Below are 17,004 nucleotides of genomic sequence, written 5' to 3'. Positions count from 1 at the left end.
GCCGTCAACCGTGGATAACGCAAGGCATCCGGGTGCCCGTCGTCGCGCCAAGGCCCTTGCCAGCGCGTCGCCCAGTCTTTAGGGCGACAAGCGTAATTCAAACCCGCCTATTTTCGAAGGGGTCTATACAAATGAGCGATACCGCCGATCGGGTTAAGAAGATCGTCGTCGAGCACCTCGGCGTTGAAGCCGAGAAGGTCACCGAAGACGCCAGCTTCATCGACGATCTGGGCGCCGACTCGCTCGACATCGTCGAGCTGGTCATGGCGTTCGAAGAAGAATTCGGCGTCGAAATCCCGGACGATGCCGCCGAGAAGATCAGCACTGTCTCCGATGCCATCAAGTACATCGAAGAGAACAAGGGCTAATCCCCTCGGTCCTGTATTCCGGTATCCTGCCTGCAAGGGGTGGGGCCGGGATGCAACACCGGATTGAAATCAACAGGCCGGCCCTCTAAGGGGGCTGGCCTGTTGCCGTTTTTGCGCCGTCGGTTGCCGATGGCGAAACACGGCCATTGAAAGAGTTTCGGAGAACCTAATGCGTCGTGTCGTCGTAACCGGACTTGGTCTTGTCACCCCGCTGGGCGCTGACGTTGAGACCACCTGGGCCAACATCCTCGCCAGCAAGTCCGGCGCAGGGCAGATCACCAAGTTCGACACGACCGGCCAGAAGTGCCTGATCGCCTGCGAGGTGAAGCCCGCCGATCACGAATACGGCTTCGATCCGGGCAAGCGCGTCGATCACAAGATCCAGCGCCAGGTCGATCCCTTCATCGTCTTCGGCATCGATGCCGCGGGCCAGGCGCTTGAAGACGCCGGCCTCACCGACATGAGCGAGGAAGACAAGCTCATGGCCGGCTGCTCGATCGGTTCGGGCATCGGCGGCCTGCCGGGCATCGAAAGCGAATCGCTGGTGCTGGCTGACAAGGGGCCGGGCCGCGTCTCGCCGCACTTCGTCCACGGCCGCCTGATCAATCTGATCTCGGGCCAGGTTTCGATCAAGTACGGCCTCAAGGGCCCGAACCATGCCGTCGTCACCGCCTGCTCGACCGGCGCGCACTCGATCGGCGATGCCGCGCGCATGATCCGCGATGGCGATGCCGACATCATGCTGGCGGGCGGCGCCGAATCGACCGTGTGCCCGATCGGTATTGCCGGCTTCGCGCAGGCCCGTGCGCTCAACTGCAGCTACAACGACCGCCCTGAACAGGCGAGCCGGCCCTACGACAAGGACCGTGACGGCTTCGTGATGGGTGAGGGCGCTGGCGTTCTCGTGCTCGAAGAATACGAACACGCGAAGGCGCGCGGCGCGAAGATCTACTGTGAAGTGATCGGCTACGGCCTTTCGGGCGATGCCTACCACGTCACTGCCCCGCATCCGGATGGCGACGGCGCCTACCGCTCGATGCAGATGGCGCTGAAGAAGGCAGGCATGACGCCCGCCGACATCGACTACATCAACGCCCACGGCACTTCGACCATGGCCGACACCATCGAACTGGGCGCCGTGCGCCGCCTGTTCGGCGATGCCATCGGCAATGTCTCGATGAGCTCGACCAAGTCGGCGATCGGCCACCTTCTGGGCGGCGCGGGCGCAGTCGAATCGATCTTCTGCATCCTGGCGATGCGCGACCAGATCGTGCCGCCCACGCTCAACCTCGACACCCCGGACGAGGGTTGCGAAGGTGTTGACCTCGTGCCGCATGTCGCCCGCAAGCGCGAAGTGCGCGCCGTGCTCAACAACAGCTTCGGGTTCGGCGGTACCAACGCCAGCCTGGTGATGCGCAAGATCGACTAAGCCCATGATCTCCCGGCGCGGATGCGGCCTGGCGACAGTCGTCGCCGTACTCTTCGTCGGGAGCCTCTGGGCCTTCTTCGGCGGCTGGTACGGCTCCGGCCCGCTGGACAAGGAAAAGCACTTCGTCGTCCCCACCGGCGCAAGCCTTGGGGACGTGGCGGACAGGCTGGAAAAGCAGGGCGTGATCGCCTCTGCGAACGGCTTCAAGCTGCGCGCCCGCTTCTTTGGCGGCGGCAGCGGGATCAAGGCGGGCGAATTCGCCATTCCCGCCCATGCCAGTCCGTCGCGGGTTCTGGCGATCATCTCCAGCGACGAGATCATCCGCCGCTTCGTGACCGTGCCCGAAGGCATGCCTTCGATCATGGTCTACGATCGCCTGAAGGCGCAGAGCGCGCTTTCGGGGGAAGTCTCGGTGCCGGAAGAAGGTTCGATCCTGCCCGATACCTACAACTTCGAAAACGGCGAACCGCGCGAGGAACTGGTGCGGCGCATGCAGGCCGCGATGAGCCGCACGCTCAAGGAACTGTGGGCCAATCGCGCGAAGGGCCTTGTGGTCAAGACGCCGGAGCAGGCGGTGATCCTTGCCTCGATCGTCGAGAAGGAAACCGGCAAGCCGTCGGAACGGCGGATGGTGGCCGGGCTTTACTCCAACCGTCTGCGCACTGGAATGCTGCTGCAGGCCGACCCCACGATCATTTACCCGATCACCAAGGGCAAGCGCCTGGGCCGGCGCATCCTCCAGTCTGAAATCCAGGCGGTCAACGGCTACAACACCTATACGATGGTGGGGCTGCCCAAGGGGCCGATCACCAATCCCAGCCGCGAATCGATCGCGGCGGTGCTGAACCCGGCAAAGACCGAAGCGCTGTACATGGTGGCAGACGGCACCGGCGGACACGTCTTCGCCAGCACGCTGGCCGAACACAACCGCAACGTCGCCAAGTGGTTCGCGATCCGCCGCGAGCGCGGCGAGCTTTGATCATGGCGGGGCCGGGCAGGGGAGTGGCGGATGCCTGACCACTCCGGCCCTGACCCCTCCGGCCCTGACCGGTCCCCCGCGAACTGGCCTTCTGCGAACTGGCCTTCTGCAAACTGGATCGCGACCGGACCGCGCAAGGCCAACGCCCCGCTTCTCGTCACGGCCGAACTGCCGCCTGACCTCGTTGGCTGGGCCGATTCGCTGCGCCGCGCCCACTACCCGCCCGAACGCAACCGCCTGCGCGCGCACGTCACTCTGTTCCATGCCCTGCCGCCGTCAGTGGAGGGCGAACTGATCGAGGTTCTCGGCGCGCTGGCCCGCGCCGCGCCGCCCAGGGCGCGGATCGACGGGCTGATGAAGCTCGATGCGGGAACCGCGCTTGCCATCGACAGTCCGGACATGGTCGAACTGCACGGCGCGATCGCAGAGCGGATGCACGGCTTGCTCACCGATCAGGATTCCCGTCCGCTCAGGTTGCATGTGACCATTCAGAACAAGGTGACCCGGCAGGCAGCGCAAGCGCTGCAGGCGCAATTGCGGCCGACCCTGCACCCCATTCCGTTCCGCTTTCGGGGCTTTGGCCTCTATGCCTGGGAGGCGGGTTTGTGGCGTCCGATCCGGCTGATATCTTTTCGTGGCTGAAGGTGCTTTTTGGGTGTTGACCGATGGGAACCTTGCCCCTAGAGGACGCCACCTGCCCCGCAGCAACGGGGCGCCACATCGAAGCCGCTGCACGCAGCGGCCATGGTATGGCGGAGTAGCTCAGCTGGTTAGAGCAGCGGAATCATAATCCGCGTGTCGGGGGTTCGAGTCCCTCCTCCGCTACCATTGATTTTACTACGTTTTTCCCGAAAATTTGTTGGACGCTGATTGCTTGGTTGGGCGATTAGTTGGGCAAAATGGTTCTGCCTTCGAGCTTTCGAATGGCAGCTTCGCCCAGTGCCGGGTCACGGTGCATGTAGTGGGCGTCGAGGATCGTCCCGACTTCCTTCAGGCTGTGACCGGTGATGGCGGCGATCTCTGGAACCGTGGCGCCTGCGATAGCGAGGCGGGTTACTGCCGTGCCCCGCAGATCGTGAAAGGTGACGCCGGTCACGCCCGATTTGATGCAGGCCTTGCGCCATGAGGCGCGGAAACCGGATTCAGTCCACGCCGTTCCGCGTTCAGTGGATAGGATGGTGGCGGGCAAAGGCTTGCCGTCCCGTGTGCTGCTTGCCTTTGCAGCGTCCAGCGCTGCCTTCAGAGGTGCACCAACGGGCACAACGACAGCGACTTTGGTCTTGCGCTGGCGCAGGCGGATCGTCTGGCCGTCGTAGGCCGCCCATTGCAAACGCAGGAGGTCGCCCTGCCGCTGCCCCGTCCATAATGCCAAGGTGAGCGCAAGGCGAAGGTGATCCGGCGCCTTTGCGTGGAACGCGGCTTCGTCGGCGTCCGTCCAGACATTTTCTGCACGGGCAGCGCGGTAAAGCCGGCCAGGACGTTCACATGGATTTACCGGCACCAAGCCACGATCCAGCGCCCACGATATGGAGCGGGCCAGCACGGAGAACGCATAGTCGGCCTGACGGCGCGACTTTACAGCAAGGCGTTCGCGCCATGCCAGGAACTCTCCACGTGTGCGGCGGTCTTCCAGGGCCGCGATGGGGAAATCTCCGAACTCCGCCTCGACCACCTTCAGCAAGCGACGGTAATCCTTGCGGGTACGATCGGACAGGTCAGCGAAGTCCACCGATTCTTCGAACTTGTCGAGGATGGAGATCAGCAGGTCGGCCTTGGGTGCGCGGCGCGCTGTGACCGCGCGATTGTAGCTGGCGACGAACTCTGGCGAACCCGGTGCGCCATCAAGACGAGGGCCGCCTTTCCACGCGTAATAGTAGGTCACGGACTTCCCGGATGCGAGTTTCTTCGTGATCCGGTTGATGCCCTTGAGGCGCACTTTCATTGCTTCTTGTTCTTCCATGCGTCGAAGGGGGAGGAGGGCGTGTCCGGTGCGGGCGAAGTCAGCACGCGGATGGTGCCATCCGGCGCGATCTCCACGCCGCTGATCGGGACATGTGCTGCACGAACGGCTTTGAGCGCGCGGGCAACGTCCACTTGGCGGAAAGCTGCGGTTCTGGTCATGATTGGATCCGATCAGACGTTTCGAGGAGCGCCGACACCCGCCCGCTATTTGCTGAGGCAACCCCGAAAAGGATGTCGCGGGCTAGAGGCGGGCAGGGGGGCTATCGCCATTCGCCCTGCATCGATGCGAGGGCGCGGGCGACAAAGAATGGGATGGCGATGAGTGCTGCCGAAAGCAGCAGCACCCGCGTTGCAGCCTTGATCGCCGCTGACCGTCGTGATCGGTGCAGCTGGCGGGGCGCGCATACCGAGCAGGGGCAGACGATCGGGTGCACGGCTGCAGCATGGGGCACGGTAGGCCAGCGCAGACGCTTGTTCTTTGCTTCTGGCATTTCGGTATCCTTCAAAGCATGAGGAGTTGCGGATCGGGGCTGTTCGCAATCCAGTCCGCGCGAGCCGCGACGGCTTGGTCATAGGCGGCTTGGGAAAGGGCGATCTCCGCCTGCGCTGCAGCAAGCTTTTCGGTGGCCCTTGCGCGGCGCCGTTCGCAGCACCGGACCAATTCTTCGATGCTGCGCAGGTTTGGTTCACCGGCGAAGAGAGCGGCAAATCGAAAATCGGCCACTGCAATTAGACACCCGCGTCGAGGTGAATCATGATCTGCGCAATGACACACACGCTGCTGAGCAGCGCTGCGGCACCCAGCAGTGTCGGCAAGAGCCAGCGGTTCAACCGTGCAGCCCGATCGGAAAGGTGGCGCTGCATCGCAGATAACTGCTGTGCCTCTGCCACGACTTCCCATGCGGCGATCTGCAGCGCCATTTGCGGGTGGTTGATCGGCGCGGTCATTGCAGATCACTCGCCGGAACGTTCAACGTGTCCTGCGGGCAGAACACGAAGCTGTCTTCGTCGATGTGGTGGACGACCCAGCCAGCAGGGGCATCGGGGGTGGGGCGGTTCTCTGTCACGCCGCAGCAGCAGCATGTGAATGAAAAGGTGCGTCGGACGGGACGTTCAGGGATGACCGCGGGGGAAGTGGAAGCGGTGAGGCGCATGGGAGAAAGCTCCGAAAAATGGCAAAGCAGGGGCGTTCCCGGAAGCAGGCCGGGTCCAAAATCAATGGAGGCGGGAGGTCAGCCCAAGCGGGCTGTCAGATCAGATCAGCCGGGGCGGATGCCGACGTCGGGATCCGATGGCTTATCGTCGTCATTGTCGGCACGATCGTTTGCAGCATTGCGCCAGTTGGTCATCGGCAGCTTGTGCAGGGGCGTGGGGAACCGGCTGGCTTTGGTGGTGCGAATTGCCGTGAGCTCCACCACAAAGACGTGGGCGCAGGCGTCCGGGTTTCGGCATTCGTAATAGACTTCGCGATAGAGCAGGCTGTGCTTGCCCACGGTGCGCGCGTGTGCGCGGCCCCCGCAAGCCGGGCAGCTGACATGTGGCAGTTGAACTCTGCGCCCCGACATTAGATCGTTTCCCCATTGGCTTCGCGCCCGACACCATTGCCGGGCAGAAGGGCTTTGAGCCGACCGATCAGGCGCGGGAAAATGGCATCCGCTTCTTCGGTTTCGACGATGGCGCGATGGATTTCGGCGGGCGTTGCGCCGGGCCGAAGCGCCTGAATACAGTGGCCGATTGCGTCGCCGCTTTCCCGCGATGCGAGGGCAATATCTTCCGCCAGCGCCGTTCGACAGGCGACGGTGTTGACCATCGCAACGTCCAGCTGGCGGGCATAGCTTTCGAGGATGGGGGCATAGCCGCCGCCTGCTTCGATAAAGGCGCGGTCGAGAGCTATCGCCAAGTCCAGCGAGGGTGTGCCGTGGCGGTCGCTTTCGCTCCAATGCCTGACGGTGCGGACAGCGCGACGGCTGATTCGTGCAGCTTCGCGCCATCCGATGCGGCCAGCGACGGTCGTGATAGCGAGAGAGAAGGAGAGGGGAGCGCGAAGCTTTGTCATTGCGCCGCCCCCGTGCGTTGCACTTCAGCTTGCGCTGGGCAAGCGACGGGGGCGGGCGTGGCCGTTATGGTGTTTGCGACATCCGAAGGGCGGCCAAGGGGGAAGACGACATTTTCAGCGGTAAGAGCAAGACCTTGGCATGTGCCTTTTTCAAGCACCTCAGCCTGCTTTTGGGCGGGGATGTGCCCCGCGCGCTTCCAAGCGGCGATTTTGCTGGGGCTTTCGCCAAGTGCGCGAGCCATCGGACGGACGCCGCCGAATAGGTCGAAGATTGAGGTGAGCCGTTCCATAGACGGGGATGTATTCAAATTTTAGACGCTTTGCAAACCATTTTGAGGACTGACTGTGTCTAAAATTTCCACACAGTCCACGAGATGATTTCCGCTGCTGAAAAACTTAAGCAACTGCGCCTGGCTTCGGTACCTCCGATATCCATCCGAAAGATGGCGGAAGAGGTTGGGATCGGCTTTCCGAGGTATTCGTACTTCGAAGATCCCAAACGCTATAAGAAGCGTGAACTTCCGATAGATGTAACTCGGAAAATCGCCGCGGTGCTGTCTCAGCGCGGCGTTGATCCTGCTGAAGTCATGCTGTTAGCGGGGCTTAATGAGACGGAAGCGGAGCCGGAGGCGCGTGCGGTCGAGGCCGCTCGACCTGCAGTTCAATTTGTGGCTCTTCAAGTTGCACTTCCTAGTGAACCCGCGCTCCGCGAGATGTTCGCAAAGCTGCTGGTACTTGTTCCCGATGGGGCATCCAAGGACGAGACCGCGCAAATTCTCGCTCAATGGCTTCCATCTGGCTTTGCAGGGATCGGACCCTACCTGCCCGATCCGGGTGCGGGCGCGTTGCCATCAAGCGCCGTTCCTCCTCAATCTGTCGCCACAGACGATCGCGAATCGCCACGACCGTAGCGCAGCCTACGCTGCACTGCGGGCACGCGAAGTCGCAGCCCGGCGTCAGTCGTAACACTTCCCCACTCACGTTTGCGCACCCATTTGTTCCTGATTCGTTCCTGTAGTGGAACAGGGGCGGCGCGTAGGGAAGGGGGAAATGAAGATTGGTGTAGGAAAAATCCTATATCGTTCATGCCGTCAGGTTGATGCGCCAGCCAGCAGGCAATCCGCTTTCCCGAACGCTTAGGGAATGGTATTGACGCATAGGTGAGCCAAGCAATTCCCCACCGCTACACCGTCGGCATCGCGCCGGATGACATCGACTTCATGGGTCATGTGAACAATGCCAGCTACCTGAAGTGGGTGCAGGCAGCAGTAACCGACCACTGGCGTGCTCTTGCGCCCGCAGAAGCGATCAGCAAACACCTTTGGGTCGCGATCAAGCATGAGATCACCTATCGCAAACCAGCCTTTCTGGAAGACGATGTGATTGCGACCGTGCTGCTGGAAAAGGTGCAGGGCGCTCGCGCGTTCTATGAAACGGTGATTCGGCGCGGCGAGGAAGTTCTGGCAGAAGTGAAGTCCAGCTGGTGCTGCCTGGATGCATCAACGCTACGCCCGGCCCGGTTGGCACGAGAAGTGATACAGCAGTTCTTCACCGGCGACGAGGGGGCCCGACTGAGGGCATCGGGCCGGGAAGAGACTGGCAGGTTTGTGACGGGAAGCCGAAGATAGTAGGCACTAAAATAAGTTGACGTAAAGCACCTGATTTCCGTCATCAAACATAACATTTCTGAAAAGTATAGTATTGGTAAAAGTTTCACACCCACTCTGCGAATATAAATCGGCAGTACTTCTTGCTAATTTTATCGGATGCATGGAGTATACCATCTTGGCCGTTGCTTGGACAATTCAGAGTATATCGCGTTGATTAGTAGGGGGTCCGAGCCAACCGGACTATAAAGTCCAACAATTCTTGGTTGTCGATTTACCCCAGCGTCCTGTCCGGAACTGGCGTAAAGCGTTGCACGCATCGTTCCGATTGCCAAGATCGCACTTTCGATGGTGGTTTGATCGAGCTTATTGGGGAGGGGTAGTGCGGTTGCGATCGCCTTACCCGACACTCCAAGCGACTGCACCGTAAGCGTACCGTTGAGTCGGTTTGCCTCGGCCTCCACGCCGATCGCGGAAAGACCGCTGATAGAGATTCCAGACTTGAGCGCGACGATATCTGCGGAGAGTCGCAATCCGACGCCAACGTAAACCGGTATCGTGACTTGCTGATAGCCTGCTTCTGTCCGAAGCATCGCTTCCTCGCGAAGAGCTTCCGCCTTCAATTTCGTCAAGGTATCCGCACCTTCGCCTGGGTGCGTCGCCCGCAAATCGCCATCGACCGACTGCGCGATGGAGGTCACCACGTCGTAACCATAGACAGCACGACCATCTGCGGTCACCGTTGCTTGGATGATTGGCCTAGCCGACGCGGCATCATCGGCCTGCGTGAGCCGCTTAATCCAGAACTGTACGGGTACGGCATCGGCTTGGATATAATCTAAAACAGCCCGATACTGATTTCCTTTGGCCGTTAACGTCGCAGGACCGAATGTGAGGCTTCCTTTGGTCTGATCGAAAGATGCGACCGCAAACCGGATCGTTTGGTCTGGCAGCTTAGCGAGCACGTCATCGTTACCGAGTGTGGTATTCGAAGTGCCGGTCGCTGCAGCCATAGTTTCCGCGTTAACGCAACTGTCAGCGCCCTTTGCCTGATCAATCGGAAGCGGATCAAGCGGTATATAGCCGAAGCCGCTCGCTCGCTCACCAAGGGTCTCCGGTCTACTGATCGTCGCGCAACCAGCAAGGCAAGTCATGAACAACAGTAGCACTGCGACTCGACTCTGCATTCTCAAATACCCCTTCAAAAAAGAATAAAATGATTCCTGGCGGACGAACGCGGTCATATCATGCTTATTTTATCACGCTTGATTTGAACAAATAACGGGATGATTAAGAGAACTGTCGGGCAATCGCACACCAAAGGTCATAATATCATGCAGATATAATTCTGCAAAAGATGCCATTTCGTGCGTCTGCATTGGGTGCGTTATTATAGAATCACCATTTATAACGCTGACATTTGCCTATGGGGCTGAACATCTTACTCGTACTATTGGCTTCCAAAACCAACCAGGATACCTTCGTCGTTAAACGGCTCCCTAAGCGCGTTGGTATTCTCGTCGTCGAGGGACGCCATCGCTTCTAGTGCAAGCGCCACGCTCTCCGGCGCACGCAGAAAATATTCGGTGGCCGTCTTGGCACTGCTCATCCTGCCAGTCTTCTTGCCGCTTGCAGTGCGATGGTGACGCTTTCCTTCGACTTGGTTGTCGGCGATGAACATCAGATCGCGGTCAACACGTTCAACGACAAGGTAGACGTGATCGGCGCCCGGACGGTTCGGATCCTTGTCGAAGGTGACACCAACATCCCCCGCCCGCTGATCGCCGACCTCTACACGCTTCCAATTGCGCTTCATCCTGAGTCGGCGGGCCAGTTCACCGGCACCAACCGTCTTTGCAATCGGGATTCCAGCCTCGGTTAAGAAACAGCTGAGCGTAGCGGCGCAAGCAAGCCGCAAGGTATAACCGTTGCCGGTCTCTTTCATCAGCTGGCGTGCTAAGTTCTGCACACGTGTGATACTTTCAGGATTCGTTCCGAGCGCAATGAGTTCGTCAACCTGGTCCTTGTCCATCGATCCCCCTCAATAATGCGGCAATTTAACTCTGCTAGATTCGCCATTTATATATTATGTTTGGAGTGGTGAGAAAATAGCGGAAAGTCCGTTTTCGCGTATTTATACTACGGCAAAGCGGGGCATCACGATCCGCGCGCTGCTCAGCGCTAAAACCGACTGATACGTGCGGCGGGATATTCGTTGTGAATTAATGGTGGACATCACGCCCTTCCTGATTGGGAAGATCGATTGAAAAACAACGGATCACGTCGCGAATTTAGCCCATATCTAGGGGAGTACTTTCCCAAATTCTGTTCCCGATTACCTTTTCCGAAATGGGGTCCGACTAACGGAGAAACGGGAACAAGAACTCGTCAAAAATTAAGTGCTGTTCGCTAATGACAGATTTCAGACGCCTTCGTTCCCCCTCCGGTTGACCGGAACGGGGCGCAAACATACCCCAGCCGATCGGAACACCGCATCGGGGGTTGATCGCGCCTAAGCGGAGGTCGCTGTCTCGATCCGGAGGTCAGTCCGAAATCCGCCGTTTTTGTCCAGACGATGGGTTACCTCGAAGATCAGCCAGGATCCGCCGTCGATCCCCGGTTTGAATCCGACGACGTTGACCCGGCCTTCGGGATACGCGTCAGGGCGCCCCAGCGCGAGTGTCAGGTCTAGCGTTTCGGGCGCGCGCTTCAGCCGGGCGGATTCCGACGCTGCCGCGCGTTTTGCCGACGCCTCATCGGGGTAGACCTTGCGCAGCTTCTTCGCGCCGTCGCTCTCTCCGACCGTGACCGACTTGCGCTTCGCCGCCTTCTTGTCGTGCCAGCTGGCGGTTGCGCCTTCCTGCCCGTCGCGCTTCTGGCGCTGCCACATGTGCCGATCGCCATCGCGGCGCCGGATAGTGAGGGTATGAAGGGCAATGCCCTGTGCGTTCGTTCCCGCGCCCTTCGGGACGAAGATAAGCTGCCCGGCCTTGATGGTGGCGACCGCGTCGTTTTCGCGCCCCAGGCGGCGCAGGAAGGCGACATCGCTTTCCCGGCTCTGTGTGGCAGTGGGGAGCGCGATCGACGCCATGGCGGGCGCAATGCTGGCGGCAAGGCCATTGCGCTCGGCAACCTCGGTCAGCACGGCGCCGAGCGTGGTCGCGCTCCAGCTTTGCGAACGCCGGTTACGTATCTCGCTGGTGAAGTCTGCTGCGCGGGCGCGGATGGTGATCTGATCGGGCGGGCCGGAATGGCTGACGTCGTCCACCTTGAAGCTGCCCTTGTCGATAAGGCCCGGCGTGACGTCGCGGCCCTGCTTCCAGCCCAGCTGTAGATGGAGCACGGCCCCTTCGGGCGGAATGCCCAGCATGCCGTCGTGATCGCTCAGCACGATGTCCAACTGGTCGGCTTCGTCGCCACGCTTTTCCGAGAGGGTGAGCGAGATCAGGCGCGGGCGGATACGGTCTGACAGATCCACACCGTCAAGCGTGATGCGCCAGTCGGGAATATTGTTGACGGCGCGGCTCATGCTTGCGCCTGCTGCGCCGCCAGCGCGGCAGGATCATCGACGCCCAGCAGATCGATGCCGAAGTCGATCCGGCGCGCGGTGCCGTCCGCCATGAGGTAGGCTTGCCGTTCGTCGATCGCGGTGATTACGAAGTTGCCGTAGACGCGCCCGCTGCCCGCCACCAGCGGCCATGCCTCGCCAGCGTTCGCCATGGCGCGCAGATCGTCAAGCGAGACGCTGCCGTTCGACAGTTCGGCGTAGACTGAGCCGGACAGGCTGACCGTTTCGTCACCCGGTCCGACGAACTGCGTGGCATCGCGGGCACCGATGCGAGGGGAGCGGGCATGGCGCCAATCCATGCGGCGCTGCAGTTCGTCAAAGGGCAGGGAGCCGAGTTCGAAGAGGAACATGCCAAGGGCCATCAGGTGCATGGATCAAACTCCATCATCGCCAAAGCCGCGCCCGCGTTTCTCGTTCTCGATCTGCTCGATCGCGCGGCGCACCGCGTTGGCAATGTCCTGCGGATCGGAACCAACGCCGTGGAAGTGCAGGTTGTAGGTATTGCCTGCCGCAGAGACGGCGGCGGCAGGTGCGCCTGCGGCACTGCCGGCAGCTGCAGCGGGGACGGCGGCGGCGAAGGCCGCTCCACCCGCGCCGACCGCCAGCGCCCGCGTCATCCGGCCGGAAAGGTCGGTGATTCGCGCGATCGGTCCTGACGTATTGGCGGCAAGGCCCTGATCGAGGCCAGCCATGACGAAGCCGCCGAGCCCCGCGAACACGCGCGAGGGGGAATGGATGCCCAGCTTGGCCTTGAACCAGTTTGCGATCGAGGTGGCGGTGCTGGTCACGGTGGACTTGAGATTACCCAGCATGCCGATAATACCGTTGATCAAGCCCTGTATCAGGTTCCGGCCGATTTCCGCGAAGTTGAGGCTGCGCAGATAGCCAAGCACCGGAGCGAATGCCTGGATCATCAGGCCAAGCGGGGTGAAGTTCAGGAACGCTTTGACGATGAAAGCCAGCGCGCCCGCGAAGAACGCCTTCACCTGTTCCCACAGGCCACCGAACCACGCGGCGATCGCGCCCCAATTGGCATAGATCAGGTACGCGGCGGCGGCCACCGCAGCGATGGCCGCGACGATGGCGAGGAGCGGTAGCAGCGCGATGCCCAGCGGCGCGGCGGCTGCGGTCAGCGCGGCAAAGGCCAGCGCAAGGCCGCCCAGCAGGATCAGCAAAGCGGCACCAGCCCCGAGGAAGATCATGATACCTTTGGCCAGTATCGGATGTTCCTGCGCCCATCCGCGCATCTCGCTGGCCGCCCGCTGCACAAGTCCAGCAACCTTGACGACGGTGGGGAGCAGGGCCTTGCCCATGGTGATGTTGAGGCCGGACAGGGCGTTGGTGGCGAGGCCGGTAGCGCCTTCGGTCGTGGCAATGCGGTTCAGGAATTCGCCATGCATCGAGCCTGCGGTTGCGCTGGCGTCGCCCACCAGCGCCAGGCGCTGTTTCAGCCCGTCGAGGTTGGTCAGCATTGGCGCGATCGCCGCGACGCTTTCGGAGCCGAACAGCTGGGTCAGGATGCCCGACTGCTTGTCCCCGTCCAGCTTGCCGATGCGCTCCATGACGTCAGTGATTGCGCCGGTAGCGTCGGTCTGCATGCGTTTGGCGACATCGGTGGCGCTGAGGCCCAGCGCATCGAAGGCGGCTTGCTGGCCTTTCGTTGCTGCTTCCCCCTTGGTCAGTGCCAGCATCGTGTTCTTGATGCCGGTGGCGGCAACCTCGCTGGGAATGCCTATCGAATCGAGGGTAGATCCGAGCGCGGCGATCTCTGGCGCGGCGAGGCCCGCCACCTTGCCCAGCGGGCCGATGCGGGTGATGATGTCCGTGACGTTCGCGGCCTTGCCGCCGAAGCGGTTGGTCAGCGCGTTGACGCCGTCGCCCAGGGCACGGACGCCCGCCTGCGGCAGTTCGAACGCGGTGCGCCACTTGGCCATCGTTTCGCCCGCCTGGTCAGCGGTCATATCGAAGGCGACGCCCATCTCTGCCGCGTCGTTGGTGAAGGCCAGCAGCTGCTGGCGCTGATCGGGCAGTGGCTTGCCGAACTTGTCCATGCCGACACCTGCTGCACCGGCGGCGGCAGCAATGGTCGCCAGTTCATTGGCGGCCATCGGGATCTTCTCGCTCATGTCGAGGAAGTCATTGGACATCTGCTGGACTTGCGGCGAGGTCATGTTCGTGACCTTGGAAACGTCCGCCATCGCGCTTTCGAGCGTCATCGCCTGTTTGACGGCAGCAACGACTGGGGCGGCAGTAGCGGCTCCGGCAGCAATCATCCCGAGGCCCATTCCGGTGGCCTTGGAACTGACGTCGCTCAGCTTGTCGGAATTGCGCTTGGCCTGGTTGACCTTCTCCAGCGCTGCGGTCTGCTGACGTAGCGCGCGGTTCGCTTCTGCAGTCTTCTGCGTCAGCCGGTCTTCATGGCGGCCAAGATCGCCCACATCTATCCCGGCGGCGGACAGCCTGGCGGAAAGCTGCTGCAGTTCGGCGCCGCCCACATCAAGCCGCGCCGCCAGCGATGCCGCCTGCCGTTCGGCCTTGGCGAAATCCGCCGCCAGCTTTTTCGTCGGGGCTTCGGTGGCATCCATCTGCGCGCGCAGCTGGGCCATGTGGGCGCGGGTCTCTTCCAGCTTGCGGGTGTCGGCGCCGAAGGCGGTTTCGCGCGCCTTGTAGCTGCCGATCTGCTTTTGCAGCGCGCCCAGCGCCTTCAGTTCATCCCCGGTCTTGGCCAGATCCCGGCGCGCAGCGGACGACGCGCCGGTGATCGACTTCAAAGGGGAGGTCAGCCGGTCCAGTCCCTCAAGGATGACCTGAAGCCGCAGGTTCTTGTCCGCCATTTACTTCTTTCCGGGGGTGTCAGGTGGTCGCGATCGGCGTTCGGCTTGTTTGCGCCAGGCCATGATTTCCGACAGGTCCATGTCTTCCATCGCAGCGGGCGGCCAGTGGAACACAACCGCCAGATCGGCCATCGCATCGTCTACGCAGCGAGGGCATCCGTGCGCTTCGACTTCTGCAGCAAAAAACTGCCGATCTCCGCGCCGCAGGCCAGCAGGTCAGCCGGATCGAGGTCGATCGCTTCGGCAGGCGTCAGCGTGGGCGTGGTGATGCGCGGCAAATCTACCATGAAACGCAGAAGATCATTGAACGCCCGGTCTATCGCACTGTCTGCATTGATCCTGATGGCGTCGGGCTGCTCGACCGTGCAACTGCCGCCGCGAACGGCGAAGGTGTCGCCGCAACTGCTGGCCCCGCCCCCGGCGCTGCCCAAGGTCCAGCGCAGCGCTGACGGCCAGATGACCGGCGCCGACGCTCAAACCAGTCTGCAGGCGCTTTACGACGTCGCCGGGCAGATCCGCGCGGCGCTGGTCGAACTACAGTCTGAAGTGCGCTTGGCGCAGGGAAACAGCGATGCGCAAGGCCGATAGCCTGCGCCGCTGGCTGGCAGCGTATATCCCGGATCTGAAAACCCACCCTGACAGGCTGCAGATCTACCTTGAAGGCGGCACCATCAATGCGCGCCAGTCGCGCACCCTGTCATTCGGCTACCAGTACACCGTCAAAGTTCTGGTGTGCGACTTCGCGGGTGATCCCGACATGCTCATGGTCCCGATACTGGCGTGGGTGGAGAAAGAACAGCCGCAGCTGCTGCGCCGCCAGGATAGCGCGCCGTTCTCCTTCGAGGCCGAAATCCTCGACACCGAAACGTCCGATATCGAGATCTCCATCGATCTGACGGAAAACCGTCTGGTCAAAGTCCGCGCCGACGGTAAGGGCTACGACATCGAGCGTCCTGAAGAGCCCCGCTTTGCCGATGCCTTTGCCGGTGTGGACGCGACCTTCTCCGGGATCCTCGCCGGGGATGACACCCTGCCTTCAGATTCGGCCGCATGACGGACGATCTGGCAGAGATCGAGCGCATCGCAGGCGCGCTGGTTCGCAGCCTGTCGTCAGGCGAACGCCGCAAGATGCTGCGCTCCATGGCCCGCGCGCTGGCGATCAGCCAGCGGGAGCGCATCACCGCCCAGCGGCAACCGGACGGCAGCGCCTTCGCCAAACGCAAGGACAAGGCACCGCCGGTCACCGGGCGCGGCGCGGCCTGCTTCCTCTATCCCTCTGGTGGCACCGGCGAACCGCGCCGCGTGATCATGAAGAGTTTCTCTTGGGGCACCGGGCGGATGATGACCGGTTTCGATATCGAAGCTGGGTCCATTCGCTCTTTCGAGTTCGACAAGATCGTCAAATGGCTCCCGGTCCCGGAAGAGCATCGCAACGCGGGCGGCGGGCGGCTTCGTCGTCGTGGCGGGCTGCGCCGCCGCGCCATGTTCCGCCGTCTGGCGTCGTCGCGATTCCTGAAAACAGGCACGGACGATCAGGGCTTCTGGGTCGGCTTCAGTGGCAAGGTGTCCCAGATCGCAGACGTCCACCAGCACGGCCTGCGGGACAGACCCTCCCTCCGTGCGAAAGCGGTGCCCTACCCTAAGCGAGAATTGCTCGGCGCAACCACGGCCGATCGCGATCGGCTGCTCGACGTTCTGCTCGGGCAAGTCTCGCAATTTTAACCAAAAGAACGACCCCGACTACAGCTGTGTGGTGGAAGCAGTCGGGGCCGAAGGATAAGGGTCATTGCATATTGCGAGGTGACAACGGCGCTATCTTCAAACCGTTGCGCGCAGCGGCGAATTAAATTCGAATGCTTGCCGGATGGGGCGATGCTGGCGGCCATGGGCAAATGCCAACTTCGCCGCTGGGGGCCGCTCTTTACCCCGTCGCCTCATTGCAGTCGTTTCGTATGGTTCCGCTAATGACCTCGACAGGGCCGGTAGAGGACTGCCGCCTTACCGCTTGCGCGACCGCGATAGCTGCCGGTGGCCTTTCACTGCGGGGAGCACTTGAGAGTGGGTTTTCTGCCGTTCGGCAAACGCCCCAAGCAGGCCCCTCAGAGACAGTTACACGGTTCCTGATTGCGGACCTTCGTGAAGCAACCACTAGCAGGCGTTCAAGTCGCCCGATAACATCAGCCCATGAGCGAACAATCTTA

The 17,004-nt window shown here is 61.7% G+C and carries 25 protein-coding genes and 1 tRNA gene; 10 read left to right on the top strand and 16 right to left on the bottom strand.

Going from position 1 to position 17,004, the window contains the following annotated elements; genetic code table 11:
* Window positions 1-131: 131 nt before the first annotated feature.
* From A8V01_RS12060 to A8V01_RS12040, 5 genes are all read left to right on the top strand, one after another.
* The gene (locus tag A8V01_RS12060) at window positions 132-368 is read left to right on the top strand and encodes an acyl carrier protein (RefSeq protein WP_007679564.1); all 237 of its coding nucleotides are present in this window, start codon (window positions 132-134) and stop codon (window positions 366-368) included.
* Between the two features lie 169 nt (window positions 369-537).
* Window positions 538-1,797 (top strand): beta-ketoacyl-ACP synthase II, encoded by a 1,260-nt coding sequence (gene fabF, locus A8V01_RS12055; RefSeq protein WP_103096105.1) that lies wholly within the window; start codon window positions 538-540, stop codon window positions 1,795-1,797.
* Window positions 1,798-1,801: 4 nt separating this feature from the next.
* Window positions 1,802-2,776 (top strand): endolytic transglycosylase MltG, encoded by a 975-nt coding sequence (gene mltG / locus A8V01_RS12050; protein WP_103096104.1) that lies wholly within the window; start codon window positions 1,802-1,804, stop codon window positions 2,774-2,776.
* A gap of 30 nt (window positions 2,777-2,806) precedes the next feature.
* Entirely contained in the window at window positions 2,807-3,418 is a 612-nt protein-coding gene (locus A8V01_RS12045; RefSeq protein ID WP_103096103.1) for a 2'-5' RNA ligase family protein, read from the top strand.
* 109 nt (window positions 3,419-3,527) lie between these two features.
* A tRNA-Met gene (locus A8V01_RS12040) sits at window positions 3,528-3,604 on the top strand.
* Between the two features lie 58 nt (window positions 3,605-3,662).
* Here the strand turns inward: A8V01_RS12040 and A8V01_RS12035 are convergent.
* From A8V01_RS12035 to A8V01_RS29765, 9 genes are all read right to left on the bottom strand, one after another.
* Window positions 3,663-4,718, bottom strand: a complete 1,056-nt coding sequence (locus A8V01_RS12035; RefSeq protein ID WP_103096102.1) for a tyrosine-type recombinase/integrase — start codon at window positions 4,716-4,718, stop codon at window positions 3,663-3,665.
* Entirely contained in the window at window positions 4,715-4,897 is a 183-nt protein-coding gene (locus A8V01_RS12030; RefSeq protein WP_103096101.1) for a hypothetical protein, read from the bottom strand. Before A8V01_RS12030 ends, A8V01_RS12035 begins: the two co-directional genes overlap by 4 nt.
* Before the next feature lie 101 nt (window positions 4,898-4,998).
* Complete coding sequence (locus A8V01_RS12025) at window positions 4,999-5,229, bottom strand: hypothetical protein (protein WP_146037241.1); 231 nt, start codon at window positions 5,227-5,229, stop codon at window positions 4,999-5,001.
* An 11-nt stretch (window positions 5,230-5,240) separates the two neighbouring features.
* Window positions 5,241-5,462 carry a hypothetical protein gene (locus A8V01_RS12020; RefSeq protein WP_103096099.1) on the bottom strand — a complete coding sequence of 74 codons (222 nt, stop codon included), beginning with the start codon at window positions 5,460-5,462 and terminating at the stop codon, window positions 5,241-5,243.
* A 5-nt stretch (window positions 5,463-5,467) separates the two neighbouring features.
* On the bottom strand, window positions 5,468-5,686 hold the full coding sequence (locus A8V01_RS12015; protein WP_103096098.1) for a hypothetical protein: 219 nt from the start codon (window positions 5,684-5,686) through the stop codon (window positions 5,468-5,470).
* Entirely contained in the window at window positions 5,683-5,805 is a 123-nt protein-coding gene (locus tag A8V01_RS29550; RefSeq protein WP_281256496.1) for a hypothetical protein, read from the bottom strand. The genes A8V01_RS12015 and A8V01_RS29550 overlap by 4 nt, the downstream gene beginning before the upstream one ends.
* Window positions 5,806-5,997: 192 nt before the next feature.
* Window positions 5,998-6,303, bottom strand: a complete 306-nt coding sequence (locus A8V01_RS12010) for an ogr/Delta-like zinc finger family protein (RefSeq protein WP_103096097.1) — start codon at window positions 6,301-6,303, stop codon at window positions 5,998-6,000.
* Entirely contained in the window at window positions 6,303-6,794 is a 492-nt protein-coding gene (locus A8V01_RS12005) for a hypothetical protein (protein ID WP_103096096.1), read from the bottom strand. Before A8V01_RS12005 ends, A8V01_RS12010 begins: the two co-directional genes overlap by 1 nt.
* A complete protein-coding gene (locus A8V01_RS29765) occupies window positions 6,791-7,084 on the bottom strand; it encodes a carph-isopro domain-containing protein (RefSeq protein WP_425437318.1) in 294 nt (97 codons plus the stop codon). Before A8V01_RS29765 ends, A8V01_RS12005 begins: the two co-directional genes overlap by 4 nt.
* Before the next feature lie 84 nt (window positions 7,085-7,168).
* On the opposite strand from A8V01_RS29765, the gene A8V01_RS28155 reads away from it, so the two are divergent.
* Window positions 7,169-7,705, top strand: coding sequence for a helix-turn-helix domain-containing protein (locus tag A8V01_RS28155; protein ID WP_146037240.1), 537 nt, complete (start codon window positions 7,169-7,171; stop codon window positions 7,703-7,705).
* A 249-nt stretch (window positions 7,706-7,954) separates the two neighbouring features.
* On the top strand, window positions 7,955-8,422 hold the full coding sequence (locus A8V01_RS11990; protein WP_103096093.1) for an acyl-CoA thioesterase: 468 nt from the start codon (window positions 7,955-7,957) through the stop codon (window positions 8,420-8,422).
* A 131-nt stretch (window positions 8,423-8,553) separates the two neighbouring features.
* Here A8V01_RS11990 and A8V01_RS11985 read toward each other — a convergent pair whose 3' ends face one another.
* From A8V01_RS11985 to A8V01_RS11955, 7 genes are all read right to left on the bottom strand, one after another.
* Window positions 8,554-9,645 (bottom strand): hypothetical protein, encoded by a 1,092-nt coding sequence (locus A8V01_RS11985; RefSeq protein ID WP_103096092.1) that lies wholly within the window; start codon window positions 9,643-9,645, stop codon window positions 8,554-8,556.
* A 206-nt stretch (window positions 9,646-9,851) separates the two neighbouring features.
* Window positions 9,852-10,433, bottom strand: a complete 582-nt coding sequence (locus tag A8V01_RS11980; RefSeq protein WP_103096091.1) for a hypothetical protein — start codon at window positions 10,431-10,433, stop codon at window positions 9,852-9,854.
* Window positions 10,434-10,913: 480 nt separating this feature from the next.
* Window positions 10,914-11,930 (bottom strand): contractile injection system protein, VgrG/Pvc8 family, encoded by a 1,017-nt coding sequence (locus A8V01_RS11975; RefSeq protein ID WP_103096090.1) that lies wholly within the window; start codon window positions 11,928-11,930, stop codon window positions 10,914-10,916.
* Window positions 11,927-12,340: a phage tail protein gene (locus A8V01_RS11970; protein WP_103096089.1), complete on the bottom strand. Its 414-nt coding sequence runs from the start codon at window positions 12,338-12,340 to the stop codon at window positions 11,927-11,929. Before A8V01_RS11970 ends, A8V01_RS11975 begins: the two co-directional genes overlap by 4 nt.
* Window positions 12,341-12,343: 3 nt before the next feature.
* Window positions 12,344-14,803 carry a phage tail tape measure protein gene (locus tag A8V01_RS11965; protein ID WP_103096088.1) on the bottom strand — a complete coding sequence of 820 codons (2,460 nt, stop codon included), beginning with the start codon at window positions 14,801-14,803 and terminating at the stop codon, window positions 12,344-12,346.
* Window positions 14,804-14,935, bottom strand: coding sequence for a GpE family phage tail protein (locus A8V01_RS11960; protein ID WP_103096087.1), 132 nt, complete (start codon window positions 14,933-14,935; stop codon window positions 14,804-14,806).
* A gap of 8 nt (window positions 14,936-14,943) precedes the next feature.
* Window positions 14,944-15,090 (bottom strand): hypothetical protein, encoded by a 147-nt coding sequence (locus tag A8V01_RS11955; protein WP_211295006.1) that lies wholly within the window; start codon window positions 15,088-15,090, stop codon window positions 14,944-14,946.
* A gap of 16 nt (window positions 15,091-15,106) precedes the next feature.
* Here A8V01_RS11955 and A8V01_RS11950 point away from each other — a divergent pair, with 16 nt between their 5' ends.
* The 3 genes from A8V01_RS11950 to A8V01_RS11940 are packed head-to-tail and all read left to right on the top strand — an operon-like array spanning window position 15,107 to window position 16,525.
* Window positions 15,107-15,391: a hypothetical protein gene (locus tag A8V01_RS11950; RefSeq protein WP_245892448.1), complete on the top strand. Its 285-nt coding sequence runs from the start codon at window positions 15,107-15,109 to the stop codon at window positions 15,389-15,391.
* On the top strand, window positions 15,375-15,857 hold the full coding sequence (locus A8V01_RS11945) for a phage tail protein (RefSeq protein WP_103096086.1): 483 nt from the start codon (window positions 15,375-15,377) through the stop codon (window positions 15,855-15,857). Before A8V01_RS11950 ends, A8V01_RS11945 begins: the two co-directional genes overlap by 17 nt.
* Window positions 15,854-16,525: a phage virion morphogenesis protein gene (locus A8V01_RS11940; RefSeq protein WP_103096085.1), complete on the top strand. Its 672-nt coding sequence runs from the start codon at window positions 15,854-15,856 to the stop codon at window positions 16,523-16,525. Before A8V01_RS11945 ends, A8V01_RS11940 begins: the two co-directional genes overlap by 4 nt.
* Window positions 16,526-17,004: the final 479 nt, after the last annotated feature.

This window comes from Novosphingobium guangzhouense (assembly GCF_002896965.1).
GTDB classification, from domain to species: Bacteria; Pseudomonadota; Alphaproteobacteria; order Sphingomonadales; family Sphingomonadaceae; genus Novosphingobium; species Novosphingobium guangzhouense.
This window is presented reverse-complemented; position numbering and strand designations above follow the sequence as displayed.

Bases quoted from the DNA above. Each gene is read 5' to 3' on its own strand.
- A8V01_RS12060 (WP_007679564.1), top strand. From the start codon at position 132: ATGAGCGATACCGCCGATCGGGTTAAGAAGATCGTCGTCGAGCACCTC.
- fabF (WP_103096105.1), top strand. From the start codon at position 538: ATGCGTCGTGTCGTCGTAACCGGACTTGGTCTTGTCACCCCGCTGGGC.
- mltG (WP_103096104.1), top strand. From the start codon at position 1,802: ATGATCTCCCGGCGCGGATGCGGCCTGGCGACAGTCGTCGCCGTACTC.
- A8V01_RS12045 (WP_103096103.1), top strand. From the start codon at position 2,807: ATGCCTGACCACTCCGGCCCTGACCCCTCCGGCCCTGACCGGTCCCCC.
- A8V01_RS12035 (WP_103096102.1), bottom strand. From the start codon at position 4,718: ATGAAAGTGCGCCTCAAGGGCATCAACCGGATCACGAAGAAACTCGCA.
- A8V01_RS12030 (WP_103096101.1), bottom strand. From the start codon at position 4,897: ATGACCAGAACCGCAGCTTTCCGCCAAGTGGACGTTGCCCGCGCGCTC.
- A8V01_RS12025 (WP_146037241.1), bottom strand. From the start codon at position 5,229: ATGCCAGAAGCAAAGAACAAGCGTCTGCGCTGGCCTACCGTGCCCCAT.
- A8V01_RS12015 (WP_103096098.1), bottom strand. From the start codon at position 5,686: ATGACCGCGCCGATCAACCACCCGCAAATGGCGCTGCAGATCGCCGCA.
- A8V01_RS12010 (WP_103096097.1), bottom strand. From the start codon at position 6,303: ATGTCGGGGCGCAGAGTTCAACTGCCACATGTCAGCTGCCCGGCTTGC.
- A8V01_RS12005 (WP_103096096.1), bottom strand. From the start codon at position 6,794: ATGACAAAGCTTCGCGCTCCCCTCTCCTTCTCTCTCGCTATCACGACC.
- A8V01_RS29765 (WP_425437318.1), bottom strand. From the start codon at position 7,084: ATGGAACGGCTCACCTCAATCTTCGACCTATTCGGCGGCGTCCGTCCG.
- A8V01_RS28155 (WP_146037240.1), top strand. From the start codon at position 7,169: ATGATTTCCGCTGCTGAAAAACTTAAGCAACTGCGCCTGGCTTCGGTA.
- A8V01_RS11985 (WP_103096092.1), bottom strand. From the start codon at position 9,645: ATGACCGCGTTCGTCCGCCAGGAATCATTTTATTCTTTTTTGAAGGGG.
- A8V01_RS11980 (WP_103096091.1), bottom strand. From the start codon at position 10,433: ATGGACAAGGACCAGGTTGACGAACTCATTGCGCTCGGAACGAATCCT.
- A8V01_RS11975 (WP_103096090.1), bottom strand. From the start codon at position 11,930: ATGAGCCGCGCCGTCAACAATATTCCCGACTGGCGCATCACGCTTGAC.
- A8V01_RS11970 (WP_103096089.1), bottom strand. From the start codon at position 12,340: ATGCACCTGATGGCCCTTGGCATGTTCCTCTTCGAACTCGGCTCCCTG.
- A8V01_RS11965 (WP_103096088.1), bottom strand. From the start codon at position 14,803: ATGGCGGACAAGAACCTGCGGCTTCAGGTCATCCTTGAGGGACTGGAC.
- A8V01_RS11960 (WP_103096087.1), bottom strand. From the start codon at position 14,935: ATGGCCGATCTGGCGGTTGTGTTCCACTGGCCGCCCGCTGCGATGGAA.
- A8V01_RS11955 (WP_211295006.1), bottom strand. From the start codon at position 15,090: ATGGTAGATTTGCCGCGCATCACCACGCCCACGCTGACGCCTGCCGAA.
- A8V01_RS11945 (WP_103096086.1), top strand. From the start codon at position 15,375: ATGCGCAAGGCCGATAGCCTGCGCCGCTGGCTGGCAGCGTATATCCCG.
- A8V01_RS11940 (WP_103096085.1), top strand. From the start codon at position 15,854: ATGACGGACGATCTGGCAGAGATCGAGCGCATCGCAGGCGCGCTGGTT.